Source organism: Psychrobacillus sp. NPDC058041 (assembly GCF_042885655.1).
GTDB lineage: Bacteria > Bacillota > Bacilli > Bacillales_A > Planococcaceae > Psychrobacillus.
Window position 1 is genome coordinate 40,885 of the sequence record NZ_JBHVRO010000011.1, and the last position, 22,450, is coordinate 63,334.

Below are 22,450 nucleotides of genomic sequence, written 5' to 3' on the forward strand. Positions count from 1 at the left end.
ATGAAGCCCATATTAATTGAAGAAACGCCAGCACAAGTTACAGTTAAATATGATCCAACACCTTTACAATTACCATTAAATATTCGGGAGCAGCACCAGAAATATTGGGATACACAAATCGAGAAAAATTCTTACTTACGTAACGGAGAAGTATTTACGATAACACAAATCAATAAAACGCAGAAAGAACTCCAAGTAACAGTTGTGAAAACAGACTATAAACACTTTTTATATACAATTCGGCATGAAGATTGTGCGTTTCCTTGCAAAGTCATTTTCACATGTGTAGCCGTTATCACGAGTGATAACTATATAGCGTTCGGACGGATGAATCAAAATACAGCGACACCTGGACGATTACAATTTACTGGTGGGGGATTAGATGAGTCTGATTTAGAAGGCTCAGTATTTAACTTGGAGAAAAGTATTGGAAAAGAATTAAAAGAAGAAATGGGTTTAAGTATTGATTCGCCACATACAAAATCTTTTAGTCCAAAGTTTGTAAAGCATAAAGGGACATATGATTCTTGGGCAGTGATGTTCGAACTTAAAGTTGACAATACTTCCGAAGAACTGAAAATATTATTTGAAAGACATAATCAGAGTCTAATTGAAACAGGAGAACAACCTGAATTCGAGGAATTTCTTTTAGTCTTGTTAAATAGCGATAGCGTAGAATCATTCATTAAAAATGACTCATCATTAAAAGAAGACTACTTAGAGCCGATTTTGAGGAAGTATGTTGAAGAATGAGTTATGCACTGCAAAATGCAGGGAGGACTAGTTTCCTCCCTGCTTTTTTTACTAGAAATTTTTTAGTTGGAATTTAGAGAGGTTTAGTTGGAAAAATATCTTTCTTAGTTGGAATTTTAGAGCATTTAGTTGGAAAAATTGTATGATTAGTTGGAAAAGGGTATTTTATCCAGAAAAAACGACCATTTTTCTTCAATGGTCGTTTTTTAAAAATAAGAACAGGATATTAATCAATTTTTAACAGCCATCGCACGGCTTCCAATAAATTTGATGCAATATAATCAGGTGCAACGTCTTTCCAAGCATCACGATATTGATTTAAAGAACTTTTCCCCCAACCCGTTAACACTAATATTCTCCCTGCTCCCACGGCATGGGCTGCCAACATATCAGTGTCGCCGACGTCACCAATTACAACACATTTCTTAAGGTCTAAATTGTGTTTCTTAGCAGCTTCTAACAGCATTCCTGGATTAGGTTTACGACATTTGCACTTATCATGTTCACTATGGGGACAAATAAATGCATCATCAAATCCATAAGAAAGGAACTCTTCTTGAAAATCCTGTAGAGAAGCTTCTTTACGACTTATTCGATGTTGGTTAGTAAATGCAAAGGTTTTGATTCCGTGATCTCGAAGTAATTGAAATGCATCTTCACTAAAGTCATAAGGTTTAAAATTCTTCGGATGAATAAAATGACCAGTACCGCCAATTGTCCCATCCCGATCTATGAAAACAGCTTGTATATCTTCAACATTCATCATTTTATCCACTGTTCCATCATTATTACTTCTTTATTTGTTGCATCTAGTTTCACATTTCGTCCGATTGGCATCGTTAGCATTGGATGCGTATGGCAACAATCAAAGTCTGCAAGAATGGGAATAGATGTTTTTCCAATCGTTTCAACTAAAATATCATATGGTTGTCTTCCAGTTCCTTGATCATCAAAAAGTTCATGCTTTCCTAATATAATTCCAGAAACACGATCGAATACACCGTTTAATTTTAGGAGGTTAAAATTCTTTTCAATAACAGAAGCAGTCTTCATCGTATCTTCTAAGAAAAGAATATCCCCCTCTTGGATAAAGGGCATATATGGACTTCCCCATATACCGTGCATCGTATTTAAATTGCCCCCAATTAATCTTCCTTCTGCAATACCTTCGTTTACACAAATCCAATCATTGGTTCTCAGTTGCTTGTCCTCTGTTTTAACTTCCCAATTTAATGGCTCATCGGTCCAATAAGGTGGTACTGGAAAAGGAAAAGGAACTTGCTGCTCTTCTATTAACATGTCACGGAAATAGTCGTATGTATAATGAAGAAAAGGTTCAAATTCTCCAAAAGAAGGAACCAGTGCTGGACCATAAAACGTCGGTATACCTGTTTGTGCATAGATTCCGAGCAAAATAGCTGTTGCATCAGAATAGCCAATTATGATTTTTGGATCCTTCTTGAAAGCATCATAATCAATATACGGCAAAAGTGCATTGGAATTTGTACCACCAATCGTTGACATAATACAACGAATGTTGGGATTTCTAATAAGTTCGTTTAATTCATTTGCTCGCTCCTGTATAGTTCCGGAGCGATAGTGATCATGTTTCCCAGTTAAATTTCCTTCGATAATTTCAAAACCTTTCGATTTTAAAAAAGATTTAGCTCTCTCAAAACGTTTTGGAGATGAATAAGTGATAGGTGATGAAGGCGAATAAACCCCAATCTTATCACCTGGTTTTAAACGGTTTAAAAGTGTCATAGTATAGATTCTCCTTTAATATTTCTTTACATTAATTATAGAACAGAAACTTAAGAAGGATGCCAACAATTCCAACTCCTAACACAATAAGAGATTTAATGTTCTTGTTTTTACTTTCCTTACGACGGCGATCTTCTTTTAGAATCGGATATTCCCTTTCAAGATTTCCCAAGCAATTCACTCCTTTAATTATAGTAGTATGCTTTGTAAGTATAGGTAAGTATTTACAATTATAGACGATATGAGATACTATTAAAATAGAATTTTCAGAAAGAGTATTAGCAAGAATTCTTGGAGAATAGAGAAACTCTTAGTTAATATATGGGGGTAAGGAACTGATGGTAACTGAACATGTTAAGTTGTTTAATAGAGATGAATATTATATTAGTACTGATAAAAAGCTACTAGATGTGGAACTTATACATAATTTTCTAGGAAAGGAATCCTATTGGCTAAAGGGTGTCAAGAAAGAATTAGTTATAGCATCAATTGAAAATTCTATTTTTTGTTATGGTGTTTATGAAGGAGACCCAACTACTGGCTCCCCAAAGCAGATCGGTTTTGCACGAGTTGTTTCTGACCTTGTAAGATTTTCGTGGCTAGGGGATGTATTTATACTTCCTGAGTACAGAGGCCGTGGTCTTAGTAAGTGGTTGATGAGTATCATAACCGAACATCCTAACTTAAAAGGAACGAGCTTTCATCTAGCAACAAGAGATGCTCATTCTCTATATGCCCAATATGGCTTCAAACCACTAGAGTGGGTTGAAAACAGCATGGCTAGACCACTAGATTGGCATGCGATAAATGAAGGATATAAGACAGACGATAATTAAAGGGTTTTTAAACAATTTAACTAGTAGTATGTTACTAAGCCAAACTTTGAATTAAAACTCCAAAGGAATATATAGTAAATGATTTTAATAGAACGAAACAGATACTTCTTCTAAAATGAGGAAAGCTCTTAGGATTAATAAATTAAAGGAATATTAGGGTATCGAAAGGAAAAAGCATGCTAGAAAAAGATATTCAGTTTATTATAGACAACCTACATAATCTTTGTACTAATGAAACATTTGTTGGAATTGGTTCTACAAGAAAGGTATTTCGATATAAAAATTTTGTTATCAAGAAACATTTACATCCGATAGGTTTTAAACAATCGAAAAATGAATATAACATATTTACAAAATTAAATAGGAAAGATCTTACTAATTATATAGCAGAGATCGTATATGTAGATGAGCAAATCTCTATCCAAAAATATTATTCTAACCTGTCATTAATTGACGCACAATCATATGATCTTGAAATAAGCAAAGATACACGATTTACAAAAGAATTAAGAGATGCAATACAATTAATCGACATGGAATATGATGGTTTCGACCTAAAGGATAGCGGTAATTATGGGCTAAATGAGAATGGATATTTTGTATTAATAGATTATGGAATGACAAAAGCGTTATATGAGAAGGAATGGGTACCTTTGGCCGAAGTTGGGATTTTACCACAAATATATTATGAAAAATGTATGGTCTGTGGAAATGAAAAGGAACTTCGTATTTACGGTGATACAGATCTAGATAGAAGGTGCTTTGCTTGTGGTAAAGAATAGTTTCATACTTAAATTAAATAAAGAGGGATAATGATGGATTTTGTTATTCGTACTATGCAGAAGGAAGACATACAGGCTGTCCAACAGGTTGCTAAGGTTAGCTGGCATGCTACATATGAAGGAATTATTCCTTTGGAAATTCAAGAAAGCTTTTTAAAGTCTGCTTATAATGATGACATGATGAAAAGGCGTTTAGAAGGGTCGTTCATGTTTGTGGCGGAAGTTAATAATGGTGTTGTTGGCTTTGCGAACTACTCTCCTGTACGAGAAGATGGAAAAGTGGAGCTAGGTGCAATTTATTTATATCCAGAGTATCAAGGAAAAGGGATAGGATCTTCCTTGTTACAAAAAGGAATTGGCTTAGAAGGTGTAAAAGAAATTTTTATTAATGTGGAAAAAGATAATAAAATTGGTATGACTTTTTACAAAGCAAAAGGTTTTGAAATTGTTTCTGAATTTGGTGATGATTTTGATGGACATACTTTACAAACAGTTCGAATGGTTTTGAATATATGGGGTACAGAGGATTAAAAAAAAGCACGTTTCTTTACAGGAATTTTTTTCTAGTTAAGTTTAAGATAATAAGAACAATCTTTATAATAACGACTTTAATGCTGCATATAAGAGTTTCAAAAGGTGGAGATATTTTTGAATTTTTGGAAGTATTTTTTTGCGGGAATAATCACAAAAATAATTGCGGAAATGACAATATATAAGCTAGATTTTTTTCATTATACTTTATTTAAAAATTTTAATTGGGTATCTTTATCCAGCTTTTTAGTAGAAATAATAATCTTTGCAGGAATTTATAGCATGGTGTTTTACATCCTAACACACTTCAGCGAGTGGAAGATGCGTGTAAAATATGAACTTGCTCAGAAAAGAAATAACCAAGAATAATTTTCGTCTATATTCTGCACAATTTCATCTCATGTTTTGGAAAATTTTAAAAGAGCTTCTCCGCATAGGAGGAGCTCTTTTTTATTTGACAATTTTTCTTATTATGTTATAACTATTAATGTTAAGCCTAAAACAAAGTATTCAACTAGGAATAATATGTTTCTAAAAGGAGTCTGATTATGGGTAGAGAATTTGTAGAAATTTTTGATGAATGGGCACACTCTTATGATGCATCTGTTTCTGGTGAAGATCCCGAATATCGCGATGTATTCGAAGGCTATGAAACTATTTTAAGTGAAGTAGCAAAACGTGTTTCGGGCACTGTTATTGAATTTGGAACTGGGACTGGAAATTTAACAGCTAAGCTAATCGAAGCAGGTAACTCTGTCATAGGTATTGAACCTAATACGAAGATGCGTCAAGTAACCGCAGATCGATTTCCTGCGACGAAAATAATAGATGGAGATTTACTTCAATTTAATGTAGCGACTGAAAATATAGATGCAATTGTTAGCTCATATGTTTTTCATCATTTAACGGATGAGGAAAAAGGAGAAGCCTTAAGGACATATGCTCAGCTTTTGCCTACAAACGGAAAAGTAGTATTTGCGGATACTGCTTTTATTACAGAGGATGCAAAAAAAGATCAAATTATAAAAGAAAGAAATCGTGGTTTCCATAACGTGGCTGACGACTTATTAAGAGAATACTATACTACTATCCCTATCCTAACGAAGCTATTTGATGATGCAGGATTTCAAGTAAGCTTCCTAAAAATGAATGATTTTGTTTGGTTAATGGATGCAACAAAAAAATAAGGAGCGTTGAAAATGAAAAAAATGAATGTAGAAAGTTTTAACTTAGATCATACGAAAGTAGCAGCACCGTTTGTACGTTTAGCAGGAACAAAAGCTGGCATTCATGGCGATGAAATTTATAAATATGATATCCGATTTAAACAACCAAACGAACAACATATGGAGATGCCTAGTTTACATTCACTTGAGCATTTGATGGCAGAAAATATTCGTAACCACACGGAGCAAGTAGTAGATATTAGCCCAATGGGTTGTCAGACTGGCTTTTATTTATCAGTTATAAATCATACAAACTATGATGAAATCTTAGAAATAATTGAAAAGACATTACAGGATGTGTTGGAAGCGACAGTAGTTCCAGCTTGTAATGAAGTTCAGTGTGGCTGGGCAGCAAGCCATAGCTTAGAAGGTGCAAAAGAAATTGCCGCTGACATGCTTGAGAAAAAAGATGAATGGCGACAAATTTATAAAGAGGAAGCGTAATGAACATTTATAGTAGTGTACAAGAATTGATAGGAAACACACCAATTGTGGAAATCACGCATATTCCGATTCCTAATAATTGTCGGATATTTGCCAAGCTCGAATATTTAAATCCTGGTGGAAGTGTAAAGGATCGTCTCGGAATGTCGTTGATTGAGGACGCAGAGAAAACTGGAAAACTATTGCCTGGTGGAACGATTATTGAGCCAACAGCTGGGAATACAGGAATAGGAATTGCCTTAGCTGCAATCGGAAAAGGATATAAAGTGATGTTTGTTGTTCCTGAGAAATTTAGTATAGAGAAACAAACATTGATGCGCGCTTTAGGAGCAGAAATAGTTAATACGGATACAGCACTTGGAATGAAAGGTGCCATTGAGAAAGCACGTGAATTAGTGAATGAATTACCAAATGCTTTTTCACCATCTCAATTTTCGAATCCTGCCAATCCTGCTACCTATACAAAAACCCTCGGTCCTGAACTGTGGCGTGATTTAGATGGCAAAATAGATGTGTTTGTTGCAGGTGCTGGTTCAGGTGGAACATTTATGGGTACAGCAACATTTTTAAAAGAGCAAAATGTAGATGTTAAGACCGTCATAGTAGAGCCAGTTGGTTCAATTTTAAATGGTGGGGATGTAGGATCTCATTTGACCGAAGGAATCGGAATGGAATTTTTACCGGACTTCATGGATCGTTCTTATTTTGATGCCATTCATACAGTGAGTGATGAAGATGCATTTGCACAATTACAAGCTTTGTCGAAAGAAGAAGGTTTGTTAGTTGGAAGTTCTTCAGGAGCAGCTTTTTATGCGGCAATGAAAGAAGCAGAAACTGCAAATGAAGGAAGTCATATTGTAACAATATTCCCAGACTCGAGCGAGCGTTATTTAAGTCTGAAAGTATACGAATTATTTAAGGAGGAGAAATAATATGCGTGCAAAAACGAAACTTATTCATGCAGGAATTGTAGGGGACGAGGCAACAGGTGCTGTATCAACACCTATTTATCAAGTAAGTACGTATAAACAAGAAGCAGTCGGAAAATTTAAAGGCTATGAGTATTCACGTACTGGAAATCCTACTCGTCATGCGTTAGAAGTATTGATTAGTGATTTAGAAGGTGGCGTGGCTGGTTTTGCATTTGCATCCGGTATGGCTGCAACAAGTTCGATTATGATGCTCTTTAGCAAAGGCGATCACGTTATATTAACGGATGATGTATACGGTGGAACATATCGCGTCATGACAAAAGTATTAAACCGTTTCGGTATTGAAGCAACATTTGTAGATACGAGTGATCTAACTAATGTGGAAGCTGCTATTTTAGAAAATACGAAAGCTATTTTTCTAGAAACACCGACAAATCCTTTATTAAAAATTACAGATATACAAGCAATCGCGAAACTTGCCAAAGAAAAAGGATTACTTACAATTGTGGACAATACGTTCATAACCCCTTACTTCCAACAGCCAATTGCACTCGGAGCTGATATTGTTGTGCATAGCGCAACGAAGTATTTAGGTGGCCATAGTGATGTGGTTGCTGGGTTAGTGGTTGTGAATTCAGAGCAACTTGCGACGGACTTACATTTTGTACAAAACTCTGTTGGTGCAGTGCTCGGACCACAAGATTCATGGTTACTAATGCGCGGCATTAAAACGCTTGGTTTACGAATGGAAGAGCATAATTTAAACGCCCAGCGAATTGCAGAGTTTTTAAATAACCATGAAACTGTTGGAAAAGTATATTATCCAGGTCTAGTTAATCACCCAGGTCACGAATTAATGAAAAAGCAAACGACTGGCTTTGGCGGAATGATTTCATTTGATGTTGGAAGTGAAGAAAAAGCAGATGCACTACTATCGAAGCTTCGTTATTTCACACTAGCAGAAAGCCTTGGGGCAGTTGAAAGTTTAATCTCGGTTCCAGCAAGAATGACTCATGCATCCATTCCTCGTGAGCGTCGTTTGGAGTTAGGAATTACTGACGGGCTTGTACGAATTTCGGTTGGAATTGAAGATGTAGAAGATTTATTGGAAGATTTAATTCAAGGATTAGAATAAAGAAACACGGTACACCACTTTCGAGGAGTGGTGTGCTTTTTTTGTTTAATAAACTCAGAAAATCTCGGAGTATCTCAGAAAATCTCGGAGTATCTCAGAAAATCTCGGAGTATCTCAGAAAATCTCGGAGTATCTCAGAAAATCTCAGAGTATCTCAGAAAATCCCGGAGTATCTCAGAAAATCACGGAGTATCTCAGAAAATCACGGAGTATCTCAGAAAATCTCATGAGTATCTCAGAAAAACACGGAGTATCTCAGAAAATCTCAGAGTATCTCAAAAAATCTCATGAGTATCTCAGAAAAAACAGAATAACTCAAAATATCTACTTAGTAGGGATTGTAGATTTTGAAAAGCGTATATCAAAAGAAAAGCTTCTCCTAATTTCAAGAATAAAAGTAGTATGAATAAGGAGTTAGGAAGAGAAATACTAAAAAGGGAATGGAATAATCTGATAACCTATTCCCTTTTTTAGTTTTAAATTGAGCATGTGTAATCCTAAAGTCGTATTGGATGTCTTACCAAAAAAATGCTGCTGCAAGGGCAATTGTTGTAATTGCACCAAAAGCGAAGCCAATTCCAAATCCGCCCCATCCCCATCCGCCATATCCGCCATATCCGCCATAGTAACCCATACCATAGCCGCCAAGACCTTGGGTAGGTCGAATCCAAACCATTTGTCTATTAACTCTAGTAATTTCACCTACATGAACTCTACCATCCCGACCAGTAATTCTTACTCTTTGCCCATGATATTTACAACATTGATTATATAAATGAGAGTGATTCATTTCAATCCTCCTTTCAAGACTTTCTACATACAAGTATGTTCTATTAACATATGCATTTAATAATGTTGCGTAATAGACATTTGTCTAGTAAATCGAGAACAATGATAATTTGAAGTTTGACAAACAAAGGATAAAAAAATGCATATGATAAAGAAAAAGTGAAAAGGATGAGAAGTATGTCGGTAATTCAAACACAATCTTGGCTATATAATTTTGTAGAATTATGTGAGAAACAGTCTGAAAAAGATAAATCTTACATACAACGTGAGATAATATGTGATCCTCTTAAGGAATGTTTTCCGAATATAAATTCAGAAGTTGTGCAATATGAACTTTTACTGCAAGGATTATTTGATCCTGAAGAATGGTTAACAGTAAAAAGTACAGTAAAGGAAATGGAGTCAAAGAAAGTTTGGCATTTAGTGAAACAAGAATATAAATATTTAAGAAAGTTATGGAAGGGTCCAAAGGTTTCCATCTACATTTTTCCTATAAAAAAAGCTAATCTTAAATTGGGAGAGCAAATACCTACTAAGAATGGGGTAGCATATAAAAATGCACTTTTTTTATTTTTATCAACAGATCTCATGGAAGATGAGATAAAGGCACTATTAGCTCATGAATATAATCATGTTTGTCGATTAAAACGTTTAGATTTGATGACAGATAAAATTACATTGAAAGATTCACTTATAATTGAAGGACTTGGAGAGTATTCTGTGAAGGAATTACATGGTGAAAAATGGTTAGCCCCATGGACAAAATATTATTCGTATGAAGAAGCTCTGTATTTTTGGAACAAACATTTTATACCTTCGCTAAATGTTAAGGGAATTACAAAACATCATCGTTTTTTGTTTGGTAAGGATAGAAGTGAGCTTCCTCGATGGATTGGTTATCATTTGGGTTATCATATTGTAAATAGCTTTCAAGAAAACCACGGCCCTTTTCCTACAGGTGAGTTGTATACAAAATCTGCTGATGAGATAATTGCAGGTTCTAACTTTCCTATCTTGTGAGTTGACATTTAAATACACGATAGCCTATTAAATGGTGGTAATGAAACAAAAAATTATTATGTTCCTCCCACAAGTCAAAGAGATCTGCTTGGATGTTTTCCGATTGATTTATGTCATTTATTTCACTTGGAACAAGTTCAGTTGGGGTATTTATAATATCAATTTGGGTAAACCCTAAATCCTGTAATCTCGATATCCACTCTTCCTCATTTAAAATTTCATTTATGCCGTAGAGATTGGAAACTTTTCTTCTTAATTCTTCTGATAGATTTTGTTCAGCTGTCATTTCAATGATTATCATACTTCCACCACTTTTTAGAACTCTGGAAAGTTCGTTTAACGTCTTTGAAATATCCGTAAAAACGATAACTGACTCTGCGATAATATAGTCAAATGTACTATCTGCAATATTTAAATTTTGTGCGTCTCCTTCCATCACATTGACAATGAAGTCACTCTCTTTGAATCGTTCTTTAGCTTTCTCTATCATTATTGGGTGATTATCAATGGCAGTGACATGACACTTGAATTGTTCGGCTAAGAAAGCTGCTGTCTGTCCCGTTCCACAACCTATATCTAGTACAGATTCGGTAGGAAGAATGTTTTCATTTTGCAATAATGTTTTGGTTAACGAGAAACCTCCAGGATGCGCCCCACCAATTCCGAAATATGCTAATAAATCTAAATAAGTTTTTGACAATTAGATTACCTCCTATATTTATTAAAACTATAGTATGCAAAAAAAATATTACTGTAGATGTATAGGGGACTTACAAAAAAACTGAGTGAATTTGGTTCTTTTAGAAAAATTAGTAACTATATCTAGTTATGACCGTCTACTTATTTAGAGAGGGGAGTGGGTAAAATTGAACTATCGAATATTTACTTTATCCTTATTAGTAGTACTAACGCTAATAGGTTGTTCAAGCCAACAAATAGTTGGAGATAAGCCGCCAACAGTCATGATTTCAATAGGGAATGAAAAATATGAGACAAAATTAGGTTCTTATTGTTGGCAAAATGGAAATACAGGTGCATGTGTTGATACCGCTGGACCAGTTGATCTTTTAGCAGATGCTCCACCTATTAGAGTAAAGCCAGGCGAACTAATAACGTTCGTAATGAATTATGAACCTCAACCTAATGAATTCCATGTTGTGCGGATGACCGAAAATAAGGAAACTGATATTGAATTGAAAGAAAATCATATTATCGCACCTGAAGAAAAAGGTATATATTATTATTCTTACGGAGTATGGTGGATGGATGAAAATAAGAAAAATGTTTCACATGGCGATGCTTTTTATGCGTTTGTAATTGAGGTGAATTAAAAAGAGTGCCAATTCGGTGCTCTTTTTTATTGGGAGGTGTTTAAAGGAGATAATACCAGTTTTGGAGAATACAATTAGTTAGAGGAGTGATAATATGAGTAAACATTTTTTATCTGTTTCGATTGTTTTATTAAGCATAGCTCTTTTTTTCTTAGCTTTTCAACTTGGTAAAAGTAATAACGTATCATTAGAAGCTAAAGCCCCCATACATAAAGTAGAAGTACTGGACAATGGATTAATCACAGCAAAGGAAGTTGCAGAATATTTAAGTATGGATGTTGAACAGTTTAATAAATTAATAGCAAGTCAAACTCTTGAAAGAGCAGGTTATTCGAGCTTTGATACATATCGATTTATACCTTATATTCAATTGAATGGAGAAAAGTATTTTACTAAAAAACAAGTCGACGAGTGGATAAATTATAATATAACTACTTGGGGAAATATTCATTTTTAAGAAATCGATAGGAAAATAATAGGGTTGTGCGAGGGATACGGAATGCAAGAAATTTTAATCAGTGAAAGTGTATTTTTACGTGAAATGGAAGAAAAAGATTGGATAGATGTGCATGAATATGCTTCAAAAGAAATGGTTTGCCAGTATCAACCATGGGGTCCAAATACCGAGACGGATTCAAAGGAGTTTGTAAAGCAAGTTCTGTTAGATGCTAAAAGGGAAGAAAGAACACGATTTGTTTTTGCTATAGTTGAAAAGGAAACTGAGAGATTGATTGGTGCAGGAGAGTTTAATATTCGAGACATCCGAAATAAAACAGGGGAGATAGGTTATATTATCAATCCAGATTTTTGGGGCAAGGGGATAGCTACAGAAGTGGCAAAACTGTTGATAGGATTTGGATTTAAACAATCTCAACTTCATCGTATTTATGCTACTTGTGATCCTCGAAATATTGCTTCATCCAAGGTATTGGAAAAAGTCGGCATGACTCTTGAAGGTAGAATGCGTGAAGATTTATTAATAAAAGATGGTTGGAGAGATTCTTCTTTATACAGTATCTTAGAGCAGGAGTGGAAAAAAAATATGGAACAAATTAAAGAGAACATCCATTTTCGAGCATATACAGAAGAAGACTTTGAAAGCATTCACAAATTAAACATACAAGAAGAATGGAATAATCTTGTGACAAAAAAGGAAGAGACAAAAAATGCATGGAGTAATTCAAATGTTGCATTTGTTGCCTGTGCAAATGACAAAGTAATTGGAAGTATAAGAGGTATAACTGACGGCTATATTTCACTCTTCGTTTGCGAAGTAATAATTGATCAAAATTATAGAGGTTTGGGAATCGGTACAGATTTATTAAAATACGTACATAATTGCTTTCCTAAAACGCGAATGGAACTTCTTACTTCCAGTTCTTCCAGCACGTATTATGAGAACCAAAGTTTTAGAGGGTTTTATGGATTTAGGAAAACGTTGGAGGAATGGTGAATGAAAGAAGGAGAACTGGCTAAAGGTCATAACTTTTTTTTCGCCTAATCTAATGGTTTTCCATAATTCTCATGAAGAAGAAGCAATCTCAAAGGGAGGGAAAAGAGTATGACAACGACCTATGTCCAATGGGGCGAATCAAAAGTTAAATTAACTTGGAAACGTGATAATCGACTTCCTGAGCAGAATTTAATTACAAGTGTCCATGGCTTTTGTTTTCACAATAACAAACTATTATTAGTTGATTTAAATCATAGAGGATGGGACTTTCCTGGAGGCCATCTCGAGTCAGGTGAGACCTCTGAGGAATGTTTTAAAAGAGAAGCAATGGAAGAAGGCTATGTCGGCGGAGAATGTCATCTTCTTGGCTATATAATTGTTGATCATCATGATAATCCTAAATGGAATGAAGAGAGTTCATATCCTAAGGTTGGATATCAGGTTTTCTATCGAATGGATATTAGCAAAATACATGCATTTGATGCAGCTTATGAGTCATCACAAAGGGTCTTTATAGATCCTGGTGAAGTTAAAGATTATTATCATAATTGGAATGAACTCTATCAAGAAATGCTGAATGATGCTTTGAATTTTCATTTAGTGTAAATACTTTGCACGGTTTAGTTTTATTAAAGTATGGGATTCACTAAAAAATGTAGACGTAAGTAACTATAAAGGATGTAGGTGGATGTATGAGTAACATTATTGATTACTATCGGAAATTCGATGAATGGGGACGACTTGATAGAGAACCAATTGAATTTCAAGTGAATTGGCATTACATAAAAAAATATATGCCTAAAAATGGTTGTGTATTGGATAACGGAGCAGGACCAGGAAAGTATTCCATGGAGCTAGCTAAAGAAGGCTATAAGGTTACATTGACTGATTTAACACCAAAGCTAGTTGAAGTTGCGGAAAGTAAAGCAAATGAGCTTAATTTAAATGAGCAGTTTAATGGATTTTATGTTGCCGATGCTAGAGATCTTAATAAACTTGAAGATAATCAGTTCGATGCGTCGCTAATGCTTGGTCCTATGTATCATTTGCAAGAATCAGATGATCGTATTAAAGCTGTGGAAGAATTATATAGAGTTACTAAAAAAGATGGGATTGTTTTTGTAGCTTTCATGTCTAGAATTAGGCATATTTTTTCATCACTTATATCTCCAGAGAATTGGAAACCGAACAATAACATGGATTCCATCACTCAGTTTTCTCAAACGGGCTGCTTTAATCATGCAGATGAAGGACGTTTTACAGGTGCATATTATTTTAATATTGAAGAAATAAAACCGTTTATGGAAGCACAAGGATTTGAAACTTTAGAGTTAATAGGTTCAAATGTAGGTGCAATTTTAAATAATGAAAGCTGGAACTATTGGAGAGAAAAAGGAGAAAATGAGGTAGAAAAAATTATTGATTTAATTATAAATAATGCTGCAGATCCTCATATTCTAGGAGTGTCATCTCATTTACTTTATGTTGGTAGAAAAAAGCATTAGGTAAACAAAGAAGCAGAGAGGCTAGAAAAATGAAACAAAACACTGGTGTAACAGTTTCTTGAAATTGATGTATTGGCGTCTTCTTCTACAGGTCAACCTTGTAGATAGAAGACGCTTTTACTTTTGGTGAAATGGTTAAAAAGACATCAACTCAGATGTTTCACCTTTGCTATGTTCAATTGTTTCGATAAACTTTTCGACGGTCGTTGTTAGGTATGTATTAGATCGTCTTATAAAAACGGTTTTAATTTTACTATATTTTTCAGGTAGAGAATGGCATTTGATCAGTCCTCTTGCTTGCAAGTGGGACACTGCCGATTTCGGAACAAATGTAATACCAAGACCAGCCACAACACTGCTTAAAATGGTTTCCAATGTGCCGAATTCCATGACTTTTTTAGGAGTAATATTTTCGTCTGTGTACCACGCTTCGAGTCTTGCTCGGTAGCCACAACCCTTGCTAAAACATAAGATTGGCTCGCTCTTTAATTGTTCAATGGATATGGTGTTCCTATCCGATATTAAAACAAGCTCCTCTTGAAAAACATCGTGAGCGATTAAATCAGGATGGATGTCTGTCTCTGTTACAAAAGCTCCGTCCAAACGGTGGTTCAACACTTTCTCCTGCAACTTTTCCGTTACTCCTGAGAAAAGAGAAAAATCAACGTTTTTATACTTTTTCGTATAAGTAGATAAAATAGTAGGTAGTTTGATGACTGTTTCTACTGTGCCAATCTCTAATTTTCCAGACGGTTCTTCTTTACTTTGTACCACTTTTTTCATTTCATTTGTTAGCGAAAGTATTTTCTCGCAATATACTAAAAGTTTTTTTCCTTCAGGTGTTAAACTCATTCCACGATTGTGTCGGTTAAACAATGGAGTATTTAACTCTGTTTCGAGCTTCTGAATTCTCGAAGTGATATTTGATTGTACATAACTTAATTCTTTTGCAGCTTCTGTGACAGTCCCTTTCTCGGCGACCTTTTGAAAAATCTCTAAATCCTTAAACTCCATTTTTGAAACCCTTTCTAACCTTTTTCTCTATGATATCACTAAAAATGATAGTAAACATCAATATTACTCATTTTACATGATAGTAGTTTATAAAGTTTAATGTATAAGGGAAAACCAAGAAGGAGATTTTAGTTTTATGAAAAATAATATTTTACTAGGTACTTTTTTATGTTTTATTGCGAGTGTGTCATGGGGTGCTATGTTTCCTGTCGCACATGATGCTTTTAAATATATTGATCCGTTCTATTTTACTATTTTCCGTTATGGAACAGTGACAGTTATTTTAGTAGTGATTCTTTTATGGAAAGAAGGAAAACAAGCATTTCGATTCGAAGGAAAAGGGATACTATTATGGTTTTTCGGTACGATGGCTTTTACTGTATATAACTTACTAATCTTTTTTGGAGAGAATCTTTTAGGAGGGCCAGGGGTAATGGTTGCTTCTATTATGGAATCTTTAATGCCGATGATATCTATAGTGATCTTTTGGATCCTACATAGAAGAAGACCATTTACGTTCACATTGGTATGTGTATTACTAGCTTTTATTGGCGCTTTGCTTGTTATTACGAAAGGTAATTTTAGCTCGTTCTTATCTGCAACAAACAATATCATTCCATTTTTCCTTATATTATTAGCGGTTATTGGATGGGTTGTTTACACAATGGGAGGAAATAAGTTTAGAGGTTGGTCTGCGCTCCGTTATTCAACATTAAGTTGTCTATTAGGTACAGGAACTGCGGCACTAATTGTTTTCGTATTAACTCTTTCGGGAAAAGTAAACTTACCGAGTATGGAAACAATCCAAATTGTCAGTCCGCATTTAACTTTCATGATTATTTTTCCAGGAATTATTGCATTACTAGGTTGGAATATTGGAGTTAGTATTCTATCTCCTTTAAATGGTCTATTATTTATTAACTTTGTACCAGTTACAACGCTTGTTATTTCCAGTATTCAAGGGAATCAAATAACATCTTATGAAGTAATAGGTGTCGGGCTAATTATATTCGCTTTAATTTCCAATAATATTTTTGTCAGAATGCGGCAGAAGATAGATGCACCTACGCAGGTCAAAAGAGGCTTGCAAGAAAGTGTTTCTTGAATTTACGAATAAAAGTGTTTTCTTCTACAGATGAAATTCTGTAGAAAGAAGACACTTTTATTTTTTTTGGAATTCATTATGATAATTCCTCATTCTCCCAAACCGTAACACTAAATTCATCTTCCGTTCATCTAGCGAGAATATACTCTAGCTATCAAGAAAATACGGAGGGGTAAAAATGAATATTGCATGGAAAGAAATGAAGAAGAATAAAGCAAAATTTACGATCTTAGGATCTATCATATTTCTAGTAAGCTTTTTAACATTCATTATATCTGGATTATCAAATGGGCTATCTCAAGATAATGCGGCTTTGATAAAGGATTTACCAGACGGACAATTCTATATGAATGCGGATGCGAATGAAACATACAATCTTTCGAAAATAGATGTAGATATACAAGCAGATATATTAAAAAAACAGAAAGATGCGATGGCATTTTCGATTCAAATGGGTTTTGTGAACGATACTGAAGACAAGCAACATAGTGTTGCATTTGTCACTTCAACAGATTCGAAGTTATTTAAATCTGTTGGTAAAGGAGAGGTAATCCTGGATCGTTCAATGGAAGATGACGGTATAAAAGTCGGAGATATCTTAACGAACAATCAGTTTAATGGAGAATTTAAAGTGACGGGATTTGTCGATCAACAAAAATATAGCCATGCCCCTGTTGCTTTCATCAATATGGATGACTATAAAGAAATTTACCGTGCACAGGAAATGCAATTGATTTTCATACCGGGTACAGAGAAAGTACAAGATGTATCGGGTTTACAATCATTTTCTAATAAAGATTTCCTAAATACGATTCCTAGTTACAATGCGGAACAGATGTCGCTCAACATGATCGTTTGGTTTTTAGTTGTCATTAGTGGAATGTTGTTCGCGATATTCTTCTACATGATGAACGTACAAAAGATAGGGTTATACGGAATCCTGAAAGCGCTCGGTGTTAAAACAAGCCGATTGTTCGGTATGATGTGGTACCAAATGATTGTCATCACCGTGACTGCACTTGTATTATCAGTTGCGTTAAGCCAAGGCTTTGCGACAATTGCACCCGAAGGAATGCCTTTCAGTTTAACACTCGAAACAACTATTCAATTATCAATCATATTCTTAATCATCGGATTTATAGGCGCAACACTTTCTGGTCTTCAAATTAAAAAAGTTGAACCACTGCAAGCTATTCAACAAGGAGAGGTGTAATATGACAATCTTTACAATCGATGAAGTAACCAAAACTTTTACAAATGGCGAAGTGGAAGAACAAGTATTAAAAGGCATTAACCTTTCTCTACAAGAAGGTGAAATAACAGCTTTAGTAGGTGCATCTGGATCTGGTAAGAGTACAATGCTTACAATTGCGGCAGGACTGCAACGCGCATCAGATGGCAAAGTAATCTTCCAAGGAAAAAATATGACCAACATGAACCAGGAGCAGATTCGAAAAATCAGAGCAAGCGAGTTCGGATTTGTCTTTCAATCATCGCATCTCGTCCCTTTTCTCACAGTTGAGGAACAACTAATGCTAATGCTAGACGTTTCAGAAACGAAGATGAGCAAACTTCAACAAAATGAAGAAGTTGAAAAGACACTCAAATTGGTAGAAATGGATCATCGGAAAAAAGCCTACCCCGCATCATTATCAGGCGGAGAAAAACAGCGAGTTGCAATTGCCCGAGCAATCATCCACAAGCCAAAAATGCTATTTGCCGATGAGCCAACAGCAAGTCTAGACTCAAAAAGATCGAAAGACGTTATGACATTAATTCGAGAGTTGACGAAGTCCCTGAAAATCACGACATTGATGGTAACCCATGACGAAGAAATGCTGCCGTACGCGGATCATATTATTACAATGAAAGATGGATTAGTTTTATAATAAATAAAAAACAGCCTCACGAAACCGTAAACTTTGGTATCGTAGGCTGTTTTTTTTCTTCTTGTATTTCATTATCTAAATTGAAGCATCTTTAATTACAGAATTTTTTATAGAAAGAAGATGCTTTTTCAAATTAACTTTATCTTTGTATTAATATTATTTATTAATACTTTTAATTTTATTCATTTATTCAATTTTAATATTGATTTTATAAATGCGTTGTTATATGATGAATACAAATGAAAGGAGGAATTAACAGTTTTATGGGATATCCAGTTATTAGTCATTGTCCTGTCTGTAGTGAAACATTAAAAATCACGAAGTTACACTGCTCTCACTGCCAGACAACGATTGAAAATGAATTTGAATTATCCAAATTGGCTTCCCTTTCAAGTGAGCAACTTCGATTTGTTGAGGTATTTCTAACATGCCGGGGCAATATAAAGGAAGTTGAAAAGGAACTAGGGATTTCTTATCCAACAGTTCGTGGGAAACTGAATGAGGTTGTTAGTTCTCTTGGATACGAAACAAAGAAGAAAAACGAAGTGGATGAGAAAAAGGTAATTGAAATGTTAGCAAACGGAGAGATAAGTTCGGAAGAAGCGATTAAGCTTTTAAAAGATGAATAGGGGGAAATGGCGATGAATACTGAAATTGAAAAAGTGTTAACAATGGTACAAGAAGGGAAATTAGATGCTACGAAGGCTTCTGAGCTTATTCAAGTATTAAAAGATAGAGAATCCGGAAGCACTATTGCACCAAAGTCTTCTACCTATGCAGACAAAATGTTGAAAGTACGTGTTGTATCAGCTGAAAATGACAATGTTAATGTCAATTTGCCAATCAAGCTTGTGAAAGTAGTGTTATTAGCTGGACATAATATTGCATCAAGTATTCCTCAGTCGGAAAAATACGTAAAAGATATCGATATTAGCTTAATTCTGGATGCAATTGAAAATGAACTAGACGGTCAAATTGTCGATGTTAGATCAGCAAATGGCGACACAGTTTCCGTTACGATTGAATAGAGTACCCATATGTTAAACGTAAAAGTGAAATCGAAGGGAGTCAGACTCTCTATTCCAGTTCCTTATTTGGTATTAAACGTTGGTATTTCTATTCTTTCTTCACAATTGTGGAATAAAATGATGAACAAATGGATGATAGAAGGTATGAAAGAAAAAGAAATGTCATTTACTATTCCACAATTAAATAAAATGGAACTAAAAGAAATTGTGAAAGAACTAAAAAGACATAGAGGGCTTAATATAGTTGACGTTAAAGCAAAAGATGGAACAGAAGTATTTATAAGGTTGTAAATCAATTAAAAAATCCAATTTGATGGTTTATATCAGAGTCTAATAATTCATAAAAAAGATTGAAAATTCGTATAATATTTAGTGAAAAGTGCAAAGGTTAACTCAAGATGCCGATAATCAAGGAGGTAAGATAGTTGAGAGCTGCTATTTACAAATCCTATGGTCCTCCTGAAGTCCTGGAGATAAAAGATGTCGAACTTCCATCCATCAAGGATGACGATAGGGTATTGATCAGAGTGCAAAATGCCTCGGTCAATGCATATGACTATCTGTATCGAAAGGGCTATTTGCCTACCAGATTAGAGAATGGTCTTACAAAGCCGAAAACACTTATACTGGGCTTAGACGTTTCCGGTACGGTTGAAGCAGTCGGAAAAAATGTACACAGATTTAAGGTTGGCGATCATGTTTTTGGGAGTTGTCTCGGATCCCATGCAGAATATGTCTGCCCACGCCAAAGTGTTTTAAGTCATATGCCGAAGAACGCAACCTTTGAAGAGGCAGCGGCTATACCATGTGCTGCTCAAACGGCGCTGCAAGCTTTGCGAGATATAGCACAAATAAAGCAAGGTCAAAGGGTCTTGATTTATGGTGCATCCGGCGGTATCGGGCACTTTGCTGTTCAGCTTGCCAGGCACTTTGGTTCCGAAGTAACAGCTGTTTGTAGTACCTCGAATCTTCAGTGGGTTAAAGATCTTGGGGCACATTACGTGATAGATTACACTAAGGAAGATTTCGCAGATAACGGGAAAAAGTACGATATTATTTTAGATGCGGTTGGTAAGCGGACTTTTTTTAGTTGTATGAGTTCACTAACCAAGAAGGGTGTTTACATTTCAGAGCATGCACTTTACCCAAAGTATCACCCAATTCAATTGATAATAAGTCCTTTGATTGGTCGTAAGAAAGCTAAAGTGCATCTTGCAAAACCTAATGATAGGGATTTGGATTTCTTACGTGGGCTTATGGAGGAAGAGAAATTAAAACCGGTTATTGAGAAGTGCTATCCTTTGAATCAGATCATAGAAGCTCACAGGCATGTTGAAAGTGGACGCACAAAGGGGAAAGTCATCCTTGAAATCAATAAGGGGTGATTGTACCTACTTCACTTTAGGAACAATTATTTGCAGTCAGTAACCCCACTATGAACATCGTGCTTGTAAGAGGACATTGTCATGATGTTCGCCTCAAAGTAATAAAAGGAAGAATTCGTCATGGTATCAATCCTAGAAAATATGACTTTAAAGACCAATATATTCTGGTCTTTTTTATATGCACTTTTTTATGAATGAAAGGAGAGCGAAGATTTTTTTCGTAAGGCTAGGATTAGATAATAAAGTAATAAGTAAAAGGTTGAGTGCTAAGGTTTCTTTGAATTGTTTTAAATCATGTCTTTTTTTTCAATTTAATTAAGCTATACTTAGAATATTGAAAAAAGGCTGGTGGTTTAAATGCAAAAATATATTGGTGAAATATTGTTGATTGTAACAGCAATTATATGGGGAAGTGGATTTGTTTCCAGTGCCATAGCGTTAGAATATTATTCTCCTTATCAAATTTTAGCGGGAAGGTTCTTGATTGGCGCAGTAATATTAAGTATTTTATTTTACAAAAAGCTGAAGAAAGTAAATAGAAGTACCATGATAAAAGGAGCGCTTTTAGGAATTATCTTATACCTTGCTTTTGCTCTTCAAACTATAGGACTTCAATTTACGACACCTTCTAAAAATGCATTTTTAACATCCGTTAACGTAGTAATTGTACCTTTTATTGGTTTTCTCTTTTATAAGAAGAAAATTGATATGTACGAATTAATTGGTGCTATTCTGGCCGTAATGGGTATAGCGGTATTGTCTCTTAAGTTATCCTCTGAAGTTAATATAGGTGATTTGCTAACTTTATGCTGTGCGATTGGTTTTGCATTTCATATATTTTATACATCTAAGTTTGTAAAAAATGAGGATCCAATTGCTCTTACGATTGTTCAAATGATAGTGGCGGCTGTTGTCAGTTGGATTGTTGTTCTGTTCAGAGGGGAATCTTCTTTTTCTTTGGAAACAGAAGGAATGATCAATCTCCTTTATCTAGGTGTTTTTTCAACAACGATTGCTTTTTTAATACAAACAGTTGCTCAGAAATACATTTCGGAAACAAAAGCAGCAATTATTTTATCCACAGAAGCCTTCTGGGGAATGGCATTTTCGATTGTCATTTTAAGTGAAGTAATGACTTTCAAAATGACCATAGGAGCAATTCTTATACTTTGTGCAATTATTATTTCTGAAACCAAATTTGGATTTTTGAACAAGAAAAGCATAGAAGAAATAACTTAAAAAAAGAGAGCGTTTCTACATATAATTAAGCTACCCAGTTGAGTGATACGAAATACCATATAAAGAACGAAATAGACCGCCAATTCTCATATGAATTAGCGGTCTTTAAAATGCCTATAAATCAATGGTTGCATACAAATCGGACTTATTTTAGTAACCAGGAAGAATGGAATATAACATACCGCACTAAGCATCCTTTGTTCTTAACCCTTTTTGAAATAAATTATTGTTGTTATAGGACTCAATACAAACCGTTCTAAATTTGGAGGTATTACCCTAGACCAATCTG

29 protein-coding genes and 1 pseudogene are annotated in these 22,450 nt (G+C 34.8%); 24 read left to right on the forward strand and 6 right to left on the reverse strand.

Going from position 1 to position 22,450, the window contains the following annotated elements:
- Positions 1 to 753 carry a hypothetical protein gene (locus tag ACFVR1_RS15965; protein WP_387585427.1) on the forward strand — a complete coding sequence of 251 codons (753 nt, stop codon included), beginning with the start codon at positions 1 to 3 and terminating at the stop codon, positions 751 to 753.
- Between the two features lie 226 nt (positions 754 to 979).
- Here ACFVR1_RS15965 and ACFVR1_RS15970 read toward each other — a convergent pair whose 3' ends face one another.
- From ACFVR1_RS15970 to ACFVR1_RS15980, 3 genes are read right to left on the reverse strand one after another with little or no spacing between them, the layout of a single operon-like run.
- The gene (locus tag ACFVR1_RS15970; RefSeq protein WP_387585428.1) at positions 980 to 1,516 is read right to left on the reverse strand and encodes an HAD-IIIA family hydrolase; all 537 of its coding nucleotides are present in this window, start codon (positions 1,514 to 1,516) and stop codon (positions 980 to 982) included.
- Complete coding sequence (locus tag ACFVR1_RS15975; RefSeq protein WP_387585430.1) at positions 1,516 to 2,517, reverse strand: S66 family peptidase; 1,002 nt, start codon at positions 2,515 to 2,517, stop codon at positions 1,516 to 1,518. The genes ACFVR1_RS15970 and ACFVR1_RS15975 overlap by 1 nt, the downstream gene beginning before the upstream one ends.
- A gap of 31 nt (positions 2,518 to 2,548) precedes the next feature.
- On the reverse strand, positions 2,549 to 2,689 hold the full coding sequence (locus ACFVR1_RS15980) for a hypothetical protein (RefSeq protein ID WP_387585431.1): 141 nt from the start codon (positions 2,687 to 2,689) through the stop codon (positions 2,549 to 2,551).
- Positions 2,690 to 2,855: 166 nt separating this feature from the next.
- Between ACFVR1_RS15980 and ACFVR1_RS15985 the strand changes: the two genes are divergently transcribed.
- The 8 genes from ACFVR1_RS15985 (at position 2,856) to ACFVR1_RS16020 (ending at position 8,403) form a co-directional block, all read left to right on the forward strand.
- Positions 2,856 to 3,353, forward strand: a complete 498-nt coding sequence (locus ACFVR1_RS15985; protein WP_387585432.1) for a GNAT family N-acetyltransferase — start codon at positions 2,856 to 2,858, stop codon at positions 3,351 to 3,353.
- A gap of 176 nt (positions 3,354 to 3,529) precedes the next feature.
- Entirely contained in the window at positions 3,530 to 4,135 is a 606-nt protein-coding gene (locus ACFVR1_RS15990; RefSeq protein ID WP_387585434.1) for a protein kinase, read from the forward strand.
- A 33-nt stretch (positions 4,136 to 4,168) separates the two neighbouring features.
- Positions 4,169 to 4,666, forward strand: a complete 498-nt coding sequence (locus ACFVR1_RS15995; RefSeq protein ID WP_387585435.1) for a GNAT family N-acetyltransferase — start codon at positions 4,169 to 4,171, stop codon at positions 4,664 to 4,666.
- Positions 4,667 to 4,783: 117 nt separating this feature from the next.
- Complete coding sequence (locus ACFVR1_RS16000) at positions 4,784 to 5,035, forward strand: hypothetical protein (protein ID WP_387585437.1); 252 nt, start codon at positions 4,784 to 4,786, stop codon at positions 5,033 to 5,035.
- A gap of 179 nt (positions 5,036 to 5,214) precedes the next feature.
- Positions 5,215 to 5,853, forward strand: a complete 639-nt coding sequence (locus tag ACFVR1_RS16005; protein WP_387585438.1) for a class I SAM-dependent methyltransferase — start codon at positions 5,215 to 5,217, stop codon at positions 5,851 to 5,853.
- Positions 5,854 to 5,865: 12 nt separating this feature from the next.
- Positions 5,866 to 6,336, forward strand: a complete 471-nt coding sequence (locus tag ACFVR1_RS16010) for an S-ribosylhomocysteine lyase (RefSeq protein WP_387585440.1) — start codon at positions 5,866 to 5,868, stop codon at positions 6,334 to 6,336.
- Positions 6,336 to 7,268, forward strand: coding sequence for a PLP-dependent cysteine synthase family protein (locus tag ACFVR1_RS16015; RefSeq protein ID WP_387585441.1), 933 nt, complete (start codon positions 6,336 to 6,338; stop codon positions 7,266 to 7,268). The genes ACFVR1_RS16010 and ACFVR1_RS16015 overlap by 1 nt, the downstream gene beginning before the upstream one ends.
- 1 nt (position 7,269) lies before the next feature.
- A complete protein-coding gene (locus ACFVR1_RS16020) occupies positions 7,270 to 8,403 on the forward strand; it encodes a bifunctional cystathionine gamma-lyase/homocysteine desulfhydrase (RefSeq protein ID WP_387585443.1) in 1,134 nt (377 codons plus the stop codon).
- A gap of 517 nt (positions 8,404 to 8,920) precedes the next feature.
- Here the strand turns inward: ACFVR1_RS16020 and ACFVR1_RS16025 are convergent.
- Positions 8,921 to 9,193, reverse strand: a complete 273-nt coding sequence (locus tag ACFVR1_RS16025; protein ID WP_387585444.1) for a hypothetical protein — start codon at positions 9,191 to 9,193, stop codon at positions 8,921 to 8,923.
- Positions 9,194 to 9,369: 176 nt separating this feature from the next.
- Between ACFVR1_RS16025 and ACFVR1_RS16030 the strand changes: the two genes are divergently transcribed.
- Positions 9,370 to 10,212 (forward strand): DUF2268 domain-containing putative Zn-dependent protease, encoded by an 843-nt coding sequence (locus ACFVR1_RS16030; protein WP_387585446.1) that lies wholly within the window; start codon positions 9,370 to 9,372, stop codon positions 10,210 to 10,212.
- Here ACFVR1_RS16030 and ACFVR1_RS16035 read toward each other — a convergent pair.
- Positions 10,202 to 10,912, reverse strand: a complete 711-nt coding sequence (locus tag ACFVR1_RS16035) for a class I SAM-dependent methyltransferase (protein ID WP_387585448.1) — start codon at positions 10,910 to 10,912, stop codon at positions 10,202 to 10,204. The two genes, ACFVR1_RS16030 and ACFVR1_RS16035, sit on opposite strands and share 11 nt — an antisense overlap.
- A 166-nt stretch (positions 10,913 to 11,078) precedes the next feature.
- Between ACFVR1_RS16035 and ACFVR1_RS16040 the strand changes: the two genes are divergently transcribed.
- The 6 genes and pseudogenes from ACFVR1_RS16040 to ACFVR1_RS16065 all read left to right on the forward strand — a co-directional run bounded on the left by ACFVR1_RS16040 (position 11,079) and on the right by ACFVR1_RS16065 (position 14,501).
- On the forward strand, positions 11,079 to 11,543 hold the full coding sequence (locus tag ACFVR1_RS16040) for a hypothetical protein (RefSeq protein WP_387585449.1): 465 nt from the start codon (positions 11,079 to 11,081) through the stop codon (positions 11,541 to 11,543).
- Between the two features lie 94 nt (positions 11,544 to 11,637).
- The gene (locus ACFVR1_RS16045; protein ID WP_387585450.1) at positions 11,638 to 12,000 is read left to right on the forward strand and encodes a hypothetical protein; all 363 of its coding nucleotides are present in this window, start codon (positions 11,638 to 11,640) and stop codon (positions 11,998 to 12,000) included.
- Between the two features lie 42 nt (positions 12,001 to 12,042).
- Positions 12,043 to 12,576: pseudogene (locus ACFVR1_RS16050) on the forward strand (GNAT family N-acetyltransferase); the annotation flags it as partial.
- A 9-nt stretch (positions 12,577 to 12,585) separates the two neighbouring features.
- Positions 12,586 to 12,996 carry a GNAT family N-acetyltransferase gene (locus tag ACFVR1_RS16055; RefSeq protein ID WP_387585572.1) on the forward strand — a complete coding sequence of 137 codons (411 nt, stop codon included), beginning with the start codon at positions 12,586 to 12,588 and terminating at the stop codon, positions 12,994 to 12,996.
- A 108-nt stretch (positions 12,997 to 13,104) separates the two neighbouring features.
- Positions 13,105 to 13,602, forward strand: a complete 498-nt coding sequence (locus ACFVR1_RS16060) for an NUDIX hydrolase (RefSeq protein WP_387585451.1) — start codon at positions 13,105 to 13,107, stop codon at positions 13,600 to 13,602.
- A gap of 86 nt (positions 13,603 to 13,688) precedes the next feature.
- Positions 13,689 to 14,501: a class I SAM-dependent methyltransferase gene (locus ACFVR1_RS16065; RefSeq protein ID WP_387585452.1), complete on the forward strand. Its 813-nt coding sequence runs from the start codon at positions 13,689 to 13,691 to the stop codon at positions 14,499 to 14,501.
- 135 nt (positions 14,502 to 14,636) lie between these two features.
- Here the strand turns inward: ACFVR1_RS16065 and ACFVR1_RS16070 are convergent, their stop codons facing one another.
- Positions 14,637 to 15,515: a LysR family transcriptional regulator gene (locus tag ACFVR1_RS16070; protein WP_387585453.1), complete on the reverse strand. Its 879-nt coding sequence runs from the start codon at positions 15,513 to 15,515 to the stop codon at positions 14,637 to 14,639.
- 136 nt (positions 15,516 to 15,651) lie between these two features.
- Between ACFVR1_RS16070 and ACFVR1_RS16075 the strand changes: the two genes are divergently transcribed.
- The 8 genes from ACFVR1_RS16075 (at position 15,652) to ACFVR1_RS16110 (ending at position 22,161) form a co-directional block, all read left to right on the forward strand.
- Positions 15,652 to 16,620 (forward strand): DMT family transporter, encoded by a 969-nt coding sequence (locus ACFVR1_RS16075; RefSeq protein ID WP_387585455.1) that lies wholly within the window; start codon positions 15,652 to 15,654, stop codon positions 16,618 to 16,620.
- 178 nt (positions 16,621 to 16,798) lie between these two features.
- Positions 16,799 to 17,833, forward strand: coding sequence for an ABC transporter permease (locus ACFVR1_RS16080; RefSeq protein ID WP_387585456.1), 1,035 nt, complete (start codon positions 16,799 to 16,801; stop codon positions 17,831 to 17,833).
- Between the two features lies 1 nt (position 17,834).
- On the forward strand, positions 17,835 to 18,509 hold the full coding sequence (locus ACFVR1_RS16085; protein WP_387585457.1) for an ABC transporter ATP-binding protein: 675 nt from the start codon (positions 17,835 to 17,837) through the stop codon (positions 18,507 to 18,509).
- 263 nt (positions 18,510 to 18,772) lie between these two features.
- Positions 18,773 to 19,138: a DUF2089 domain-containing protein gene (locus ACFVR1_RS16090; protein WP_387585458.1), complete on the forward strand. Its 366-nt coding sequence runs from the start codon at positions 18,773 to 18,775 to the stop codon at positions 19,136 to 19,138.
- Between the two features lie 12 nt (positions 19,139 to 19,150).
- Positions 19,151 to 19,537 carry an SHOCT-like domain-containing protein gene (locus ACFVR1_RS16095; protein ID WP_387585459.1) on the forward strand — a complete coding sequence of 129 codons (387 nt, stop codon included), beginning with the start codon at positions 19,151 to 19,153 and terminating at the stop codon, positions 19,535 to 19,537.
- 9 nt (positions 19,538 to 19,546) lie between these two features.
- Positions 19,547 to 19,828: a hypothetical protein gene (locus ACFVR1_RS16100; RefSeq protein WP_387585461.1), complete on the forward strand. Its 282-nt coding sequence runs from the start codon at positions 19,547 to 19,549 to the stop codon at positions 19,826 to 19,828.
- Positions 19,829 to 19,962: 134 nt separating this feature from the next.
- On the forward strand, positions 19,963 to 20,922 hold the full coding sequence (locus ACFVR1_RS16105) for an NAD(P)-dependent alcohol dehydrogenase (protein ID WP_387585462.1): 960 nt from the start codon (positions 19,963 to 19,965) through the stop codon (positions 20,920 to 20,922).
- Positions 20,923 to 21,279: 357 nt separating this feature from the next.
- Entirely contained in the window at positions 21,280 to 22,161 is an 882-nt protein-coding gene (locus tag ACFVR1_RS16110) for a DMT family transporter (RefSeq protein ID WP_387585463.1), read from the forward strand.
- Positions 22,162 to 22,450: the final 289 nt, after the last annotated feature.

Coding starts and splice junctions, on each gene's coding strand:
- ACFVR1_RS15965 (WP_387585427.1), top strand. CDS start 1: ATGAAGCCCATATTAATTGAAGAAACGCCAGCACAAGTTACAGTTAAA.
- ACFVR1_RS16095 (WP_387585459.1), top strand. CDS start 19,151: ATGAATACTGAAATTGAAAAAGTGTTAACAATGGTACAAGAAGGGAAA.
- ACFVR1_RS16010 (WP_387585440.1), top strand. CDS start 5,866: ATGAAAAAAATGAATGTAGAAAGTTTTAACTTAGATCATACGAAAGTA.
- ACFVR1_RS15990 (WP_387585434.1), top strand. CDS start 3,530: ATGCTAGAAAAAGATATTCAGTTTATTATAGACAACCTACATAATCTT.
- ACFVR1_RS16075 (WP_387585455.1), top strand. CDS start 15,652: ATGAAAAATAATATTTTACTAGGTACTTTTTTATGTTTTATTGCGAGT.
- ACFVR1_RS16070 (WP_387585453.1), bottom strand. CDS start 15,515: ATGGAGTTTAAGGATTTAGAGATTTTTCAAAAGGTCGCCGAGAAAGGG.
- ACFVR1_RS15985 (WP_387585432.1), top strand. CDS start 2,856: ATGGTAACTGAACATGTTAAGTTGTTTAATAGAGATGAATATTATATT.
- ACFVR1_RS16005 (WP_387585438.1), top strand. CDS start 5,215: ATGGGTAGAGAATTTGTAGAAATTTTTGATGAATGGGCACACTCTTAT.
- ACFVR1_RS16080 (WP_387585456.1), top strand. CDS start 16,799: ATGAATATTGCATGGAAAGAAATGAAGAAGAATAAAGCAAAATTTACG.
- ACFVR1_RS16065 (WP_387585452.1), top strand. CDS start 13,689: ATGAGTAACATTATTGATTACTATCGGAAATTCGATGAATGGGGACGA.
- ACFVR1_RS16060 (WP_387585451.1), top strand. CDS start 13,105: ATGACAACGACCTATGTCCAATGGGGCGAATCAAAAGTTAAATTAACT.
- ACFVR1_RS15975 (WP_387585430.1), bottom strand. CDS start 2,517: ATGACACTTTTAAACCGTTTAAAACCAGGTGATAAGATTGGGGTTTAT.
- ACFVR1_RS16055 (WP_387585572.1), top strand. CDS start 12,586: ATGGAACAAATTAAAGAGAACATCCATTTTCGAGCATATACAGAAGAA.
- ACFVR1_RS15995 (WP_387585435.1), top strand. CDS start 4,169: ATGGATTTTGTTATTCGTACTATGCAGAAGGAAGACATACAGGCTGTC.
- ACFVR1_RS16085 (WP_387585457.1), top strand. CDS start 17,835: ATGACAATCTTTACAATCGATGAAGTAACCAAAACTTTTACAAATGGC.
- ACFVR1_RS15970 (WP_387585428.1), bottom strand. CDS start 1,516: ATGAATGTTGAAGATATACAAGCTGTTTTCATAGATCGGGATGGGACA.
- ACFVR1_RS16045 (WP_387585450.1), top strand. CDS start 11,638: ATGAGTAAACATTTTTTATCTGTTTCGATTGTTTTATTAAGCATAGCT.
- ACFVR1_RS16090 (WP_387585458.1), top strand. CDS start 18,773: ATGGGATATCCAGTTATTAGTCATTGTCCTGTCTGTAGTGAAACATTA.
- ACFVR1_RS16110 (WP_387585463.1), top strand. CDS start 21,280: ATGCAAAAATATATTGGTGAAATATTGTTGATTGTAACAGCAATTATA.
- ACFVR1_RS16015 (WP_387585441.1), top strand. CDS start 6,336: ATGAACATTTATAGTAGTGTACAAGAATTGATAGGAAACACACCAATT.
- ACFVR1_RS16100 (WP_387585461.1), top strand. CDS start 19,547: ATGTTAAACGTAAAAGTGAAATCGAAGGGAGTCAGACTCTCTATTCCA.
- ACFVR1_RS16030 (WP_387585446.1), top strand. CDS start 9,370: ATGTCGGTAATTCAAACACAATCTTGGCTATATAATTTTGTAGAATTA.
- ACFVR1_RS16020 (WP_387585443.1), top strand. CDS start 7,270: ATGCGTGCAAAAACGAAACTTATTCATGCAGGAATTGTAGGGGACGAG.
- ACFVR1_RS16025 (WP_387585444.1), bottom strand. CDS start 9,193: ATGAATCACTCTCATTTATATAATCAATGTTGTAAATATCATGGGCAA.